5 protein-coding genes are annotated in these 6,063 nt (G+C 72.1%); 3 read left to right on the forward strand and 2 right to left on the reverse strand.

Features of this window, described 5'->3' with window-relative positions; all coding sequences use genetic code 11:
* Window positions 1-60 precede the first annotated feature (60 nt).
* A complete protein-coding gene (locus AB0K73_RS19710) occupies window positions 61-678 on the reverse strand; it encodes a hypothetical protein (protein WP_360518392.1) in 618 nt (205 codons plus the stop codon).
* A gap of 194 nt (window positions 679-872) precedes the next feature.
* Here AB0K73_RS19710 and AB0K73_RS19715 point away from each other — a divergent pair, with 194 nt between their 5' ends.
* Together AB0K73_RS19715 and AB0K73_RS19720 are read left to right on the forward strand one after the other, a co-directional pair.
* The gene (locus tag AB0K73_RS19715; protein ID WP_360518389.1) at window positions 873-1,847 is read left to right on the forward strand and encodes an ABC transporter ATP-binding protein; all 975 of its coding nucleotides are present in this window, start codon (window positions 873-875) and stop codon (window positions 1,845-1,847) included.
* Window positions 1,844-3,571, forward strand: coding sequence for an ABC transporter permease (locus tag AB0K73_RS19720; RefSeq protein ID WP_360518386.1), 1,728 nt, complete (start codon window positions 1,844-1,846; stop codon window positions 3,569-3,571). The genes AB0K73_RS19715 and AB0K73_RS19720 overlap by 4 nt, the downstream gene beginning before the upstream one ends.
* A 36-nt stretch (window positions 3,572-3,607) precedes the next feature.
* Here AB0K73_RS19720 and AB0K73_RS19725 read toward each other — a convergent pair whose 3' ends face one another.
* Window positions 3,608-5,389 (reverse strand): DEAD/DEAH box helicase, encoded by a 1,782-nt coding sequence (locus AB0K73_RS19725; protein ID WP_360518383.1) that lies wholly within the window; start codon window positions 5,387-5,389, stop codon window positions 3,608-3,610.
* 174 nt (window positions 5,390-5,563) lie between these two features.
* Here AB0K73_RS19725 and AB0K73_RS19730 point away from each other — a divergent pair, with 174 nt between their 5' ends.
* Window positions 5,564-5,851, forward strand: coding sequence for a hypothetical protein (locus AB0K73_RS19730; protein ID WP_360518380.1), 288 nt, complete (start codon window positions 5,564-5,566; stop codon window positions 5,849-5,851).
* Window positions 5,852-6,063 lie beyond the last annotated feature (212 nt).

The following is a 6,063-nucleotide window of genomic DNA, read 5'->3' on the forward strand; positions in this document are numbered from 1 at the left end:
TCTGAACGGTCAATGAACGCGGCATGTGACGGGGACGAATCCCCGCCGACGCCACCGTACTCACGGCTTGGGCGGCTTGTTGGTGTGCCCGGGGGGGTCGGGGCGTCCGTTTCCGGTACCTGGAGGGGGTTCGACGGTCGGGTCGGCCGGATCGACCGGGTCGACCGGGATCTCCTCGACGGGGTCGGCCTCGTCCGCCGGCGGCGGAGTGGGGGTCGGGGTCCGAGTCGGTGCGGGGCCGGGACTCGGCAGGATCGGCGCATACGAGTTCGGCGATCCCGGATCGGTGGAGGTCGGCCTCGGCGAGTCGCCGACGTCGCCCGCCTCACCATCGCGGCCGCCGGAACCGGCGGATGAGATGAGCGCCACGGCGCCGCCGAGCATGATGACGGTGGCGAGGGTGGCCGCCACGATGAGCACGTGCAGGCGCCGCTCGAACAACCACGCACCCGCGGCGGAGACCCGGGGTTCGAGGGATGCCGCGACGGGTGCTGCGGCTGCGGCGAGCCGGGCGCGCCATCCGTCGCCCGCCGCTGCGGCCTTCGGTGCGGCATGCCGGCCCCGGGGTCGGCGCGGCGGCTCGTCGGGCTGCCCCTGGTCGGGCCCTTCCCCGTCGAACACCGTGCTCACCTCGCCATCATGGAACCCGCCGCTCACCCATTCGGGGGGCCGCGGCACCCTACGAGGATATGCGGAGGGGCGGGTCGGCATCACGTGCGTGAGACGCATGGCGGAATGCGAATCCGCCGCGGGATGGGACAGCAGGTGCATCCGCCCGGGTGCCGCCGGCGAGGTCGAGTCCCGAAGGGGACTTTCGGCCCAGCGTGCGACATCCGCCCGCCCCTATCGTCGAGACCGACCAGGGAGGTGGAATGCGTCCGATCGAGGTACGCGATCTGCGCAAGGCGTACGGCCCCGTTCAGGCCGTCGACGGGGTGTCGTTCGAGATCGAGCGCGGCGAGGTGTTCGCGCTGCTCGGTCCGAACGGAGCCGGCAAGACGACGGTCGTCGAGATCATCGAGGGCCACCGCACGGCCGACTCCGGCGAGGTGCGCGTGCTCGGGCACGACCCCGGCCGCCGCGAGCGGACGCTGCGGGAGCGCATCGGCATCGTGCTGCAGGACGCCGGCTTCGACGAGGACGCGACGGTGGTCGAGCTCGTTCGCCTGCATCGCAACCTGTATCCGCGACGGCTCGATGCCGACGCGGTGCTCGAGCTCGTCGGGCTCACGGCCAAGCGCTCGGCGCGCGTGCGCACGCTCTCGGGGGGCCAGAAGCGTCGCCTCGACCTCGCACTCGGGCTCGTCGGCGCGCCCGAGGTGCTCTTCCTCGACGAGCCGACGGTCGGATTCGACCCCGAGGCGCGGCGGCAGGCGTGGTCCATCGTGCGGGACCTCCGCGCGAACGGCACCACGGTGCTGCTCACGACGCACTATCTCGACGAGGCGCAGCACCTTGCCGACCGCGTGGCGGTCGTGGTCGCCGGCCGCCTCGTCGCGCTCGGCGCACCCGACGAACTCGCCGCGCACGGCCGGGCGACGGTGATCGGGTTCCGCACCGCTGAGCCGACGGATGCCGCGAAGGTCGCCCCAGACGGCGCCGCTGCCATCGTGGGCCTGCCCGCGGCGCTCGGCGATGGCGCTGCGGTCGAACGCGACGGAGCCGAATGGCGCGTCACGACGGATGATGCGACGCGGACGCTGCACGAGATCACGAACTGGTCGCTCGAACGCCGCGTGCCGCTCGACGCCATCGAGGTGCGTCGGCCGACCCTGGAGGACGCGTACCTCGAACTCGTCGGCGAACGCGCGGTGCACGCCGGTACCGACGAGGCGGTGCCGGCGTGAGCTCGACGCCCGAGACATCCGTCGTCGGCGCCTCACCCCTCGCGGAGGATACGGGTCGACCGGGGTCGATGGGCCTGCTCGCGCAGCGCAGCGGCCACGTGTTCCGGTCCCTCTGGCGGGCGCGCATCGCGTTCGTGTTCACGTTCGGCCTGCCCCTCGTGTGGCTCATCCTGATCGGCATCGTCGCAGGCAACGACGTGGTCGATCCCGCGACCGACCTGCGGGTCATGCAGTTCGCGGCACCGACCGCCATCGCGATGGGCTGCCTCTTCGCGACCCTGCCGTCGATCGCGATCGGGGTGGCGCTCGACCGCGAGTCGCTCGTGCTGAAGCGCCTGCGGGGCACGCCGCTGCCCGGCTGGATCTATGTCGCGGCACAGGTCGTCGGGGTCGCGCTGCTCGGGGCCGGCGGGGTCGCAGTGGTCCTGGCCGTGGCGATCCTGGCCTACGGGGTGACCGTGCCCGCCGAGATCGTGGCGCCCCTCGTGGTGACCATCCTCGTCGCCCTCCTCTCGTTCAGCGCGCTCGGCATCGCGGTCGCGTCGCTCGCGCCGTCGTCGCGGTCGGCCGAGGCGATCACGATCGGCGGCGTGGTGGTGCTGTCGTTCATCTCGGGCGTCTTCGTGATCGGCGGCGAGCTGCCCGGATGGCTGAACAGCCTCGCCTGGGCACTGCCGATGAAGCCGTTCGTCGTTTCGCTGCAGGACCTCTTCAATCCCCTCGACGACCTTCCGTTGTGGAACCTCGGCCACCTCGGACTCGTCGCCGCGTGGGGCGTCGCCGGTGTCGTGGTCGCCGCCCTGGTGTTCCGGTGGGAGCCGCAGGCCGGGCGGCTGCGGGCGGGGAGCCGGGCTGGTGACCGCACCCGCGTGGCGGAGGCGCTGCCGTCGGCCGGAACGTCGGCCGCCGCCGTGCTCGATCGCGTCGAATCCCGGAAGCCCACGGCCTTCGCCCGGACGCTCGGCCAGATCGGTGCAGCGATCCGATCGACGCTCCGGCGGCCCGGCGACCTGTTCTTCGCCGTAGTGCTGCCGCTCGGACTCGCCTGGCTGCTCGTGACGCTCCAAGGCGGCGGCGAGCGCGACGGCATCCCGATCATCACGTCCACGTCGGCGGCGATGTGCGCGTGGGGCGTCGCGGTCGTCGCGTTCATCAACACGGCCGAATGGGTGGCCCGGTCGGCCGAACGCGGCGTGCTCAAGCGCTGGCATGGCACGCCGCTGTCGACGGCCGAGCTGGGCGCCGGCCGGGCCGTCGCCGCGATCGTGGTCGGGTGGGTGATCGCGGCGGCGATGCTCCTGCTCGGTGCGGTGGCGTTCGAGTTGCGCACGACCGTGGCGGGCGTCGCGCTCAGCGCCGTGATCGTGGTGCTCGGGGTGGCCGCGCTGGCGGCCTGCGGCGTGCTGCTCGCAACTGCCGTTCCCGATGCCAGGGCGTCGGGCGCCGTCTCCTTGCTCCTCCTCTTCGTGATCGCGTTCTTCTCCGACGTGTTCCTCGTCGGCGGACCCGAGTGGATGCGGGCCATCGGCAACGTGTTCCCCCTGGCCCACCTGCGTGCGGGGCTCCTCGAAGCGTGGCGGCCCGACGGCCCGTTCGTGGCCTGGGGGTCGATCGCGGTCCTCGTCGCCTGGGCGATCGGCGCCGCGATCGCCACCTGGCTGCTGCAGCGCTCGCGCGGGGCGGCGTGGACGGTGGCTGGCCGCCGAGGTCGTATGGTGGCCTGAGTACGGCGAGCGGATGTCGCGGGGCGCGGACCCGCCTCAGCTCTTGGTGTGCCTCGGCTTCCGGTAGGGCTTCTCGTCGTCGCGTGGGCGACGACGCGGTGCGCCGGTGTCGGGGCGCAGCTCGATGAGCCGGCCCGAGATGCGCGTGCCCTCGAGCCGCGCGAGCGTCTCACCGGGCAGGTCTGCGGGCAGCTCGACGAGCGAGAACTCGGGACGGATCTGGATCGCCCCGAAGTCCTCCCGGTTGAGTCCGCCCTCGTTCGCGAGCGCACCGACGATCTGCCGCGGCTCCACCTTGTGGCGCCGGCCGACCGCGATCCGGTAGGTGGCCATGGCCATGTCGCCGGGACGGTGGCGGCGCTCGGGCCGATCTCCGCGGTCGCGGCGCTCGGGCCGATCTCCGCGGTCGCCGCGGTCGGGGCGGTCGCGTTCGGCGCGCTCGCGGCGGGGACGCTCGGGCTCGGGCTCGAGCAGGAGCGGCGACTCACCCTGCGCGACGACCGCGAGGGCGGCCGCGACATCCACCTCGGGAACGTCGTGGTTTCGCACGTAGTGGGCGATGATGTCGCGGAACGCCTCGACGCGCTCGGTCTGGCCGAGTGCCTCGGTGATGCGGTCGTCGAATCGGGCGAGGCGGGTGACGTTGACCTCCTCGACGCTCGGCAGCTGCATCTGGGTCATCGGTTGCTTGGTGGCCTTCTCGATGCGCGCCAGCAGGCCGCGCTCGCGGGGCGTGACGAAGCTGATGGCATCACCCGTGCGTCCGGCGCGGCCGGTGCGGCCGATACGGTGCACGTACGGCTCGCTGTCGGTCGGGATATCGAAGTTGACCACGTGGCTGATGCGGTCGACGTCGAGGCCGCGCGCCGCGACATCCGTGGCCACCAGGATGTCGAGCTTGCCCGACTTCAGCTGGTTCACGGTGCGCTCGCGCTGCACCTGCGCGATGTCGCCGTTGATCGCCGCGGCTTCGTACCCGCGCGCGCGGAGCTTCTCGGCGAGCTCCTCGGTGACGTTCTTCGTGCGGACGAAGACGATCATGCCCTCGAAGTTCTCGACCTCGAGGATGCGCGTCAGGGCGTCGACCTTCTGCGCGTACGACACGATCAGGTAGCGCTGCGAGATGTTCGCGTGCGTCTGGGTCTTGGTCTTGACCGTGATCTCCTGGGGGTCGCGCAGGTACTGCTGCGACATCCGCCGGATCGCCGCGGGCATCGTCGCCGAGAACAGGGCGACCTGCTTGTCGGCCGGCGTATCGGCGAGGATCGTTTCGACGTCTTCGGCGAAGCCCATCTTCAGCATCTCGTCGGCCTCGTCGAGCACGAGGTACTTGAGCTCCGACAGGTCGAGCGTGCCCTTGTCGAGGTGGTCCATGATGCGACCGGGTGTGCCGACCACGATGTGCACGCCGCGGCGGAGCGCCGACAGCTGCACGCCGTAGCCCTGCCCGCCGTAGACGGGCAGGATGTGCACGTTCCTCAGGTGGGCGGCATATCGTTCGAACGCCTCGCAGACCTGCAGCGCGAGCTCACGGGTGGGGGCCAGCACGAGCGCCTGCGGGGTCTTCTGCGAGACGTCGAGGCGCGCGAGGATCGGCAGCGCGAATGCCGCCGTCTTGCCGGTGCCCGTCTGCGCGAGGCCAACGACGTCGCGCCCCTGCAGCAGGGTGGGGATGGTCGCCTCCTGGATCGCGGAGGGGGTCTCGTAGCCGACATCGTCGAGCGCCTTCAGCACCGCACCGTCGAGCCCGAGATCGGAGAACGTCGTGGCGGGCTGCTCGGGAGCCTCGGCCGCAACGGGAAGATCGTCGGAAGTCACCCTTCAGGGTAGACCGTGCGGCTGGGAGGCGTCACGGAACGCCGACCCGCATGGCCCGAACGACCCCCTGAGGGGCGCCCAGTCTGCGGCATCCGTTCGCAGACTGCAAGGGGGTCGCGGGGAGTCGGTCCGATCGCAAGAGTAGGCCCTTCGTGATCGAAGAGGAGGAGCCCAATGCTCACGCTCACCGACAATGCCAGCACTGTCGTCAAGGACATCGTCTCCCGCAGCGGAGGCACGGAGGACGCGGGGCTGCGCATCGACACCGAGAACGACGAGGCCACCGAGTTCGGCGTGGCGATCGTGCCGACGCCGCTCGAGCATGACGCGGTGGTCGAGCAGGCCGGCGCTCGCGTGTACCTCGGCGAGGCCGCCGCGCGCGCCCTCGACGACAAGACGCTGGACGCACGCGTGTCGGAGGACGGCCGCGTCGCGTTCGACATCCTGCGTCAGGGCGCCTGACGCCTGAAGCCGCGTCGACGCCCGCGTGAGCTTCGGCCGTGGGCGCCGGTGTGACGTCCGGGCACAGCCCGGATACGACGGCGGGGCGGGCGCTGGACAAGGCGGCGGCCCCCCCCCCGGGGGGGGGGGCGCGCCCCGGGGGGTTTGTAGCAACCCCCCCCCCCGGCCCCCCCCACAGTGGGCGCCCCGGTCGTCGCCCCCCCGGAGGGGGA

Source organism: Agromyces sp. NPDC052230 (genome assembly GCF_040679595.1).
Lineage (GTDB): Bacteria > Actinomycetota > Actinomycetes > Actinomycetales > Microbacteriaceae > Agromyces.

What these genes read in the sequence shown, in the direction of transcription:
- AB0K73_RS19715 (WP_360518389.1), top strand. Translation starts at nt 873, where the DNA reads ATGCGTCCGATCGAGGTACGCGATCTGCGCAAGGCGTACGGCCCCGTT.
- AB0K73_RS19730 (WP_360518380.1), top strand. Translation starts at nt 5,564, where the DNA reads ATGCTCACGCTCACCGACAATGCCAGCACTGTCGTCAAGGACATCGTC.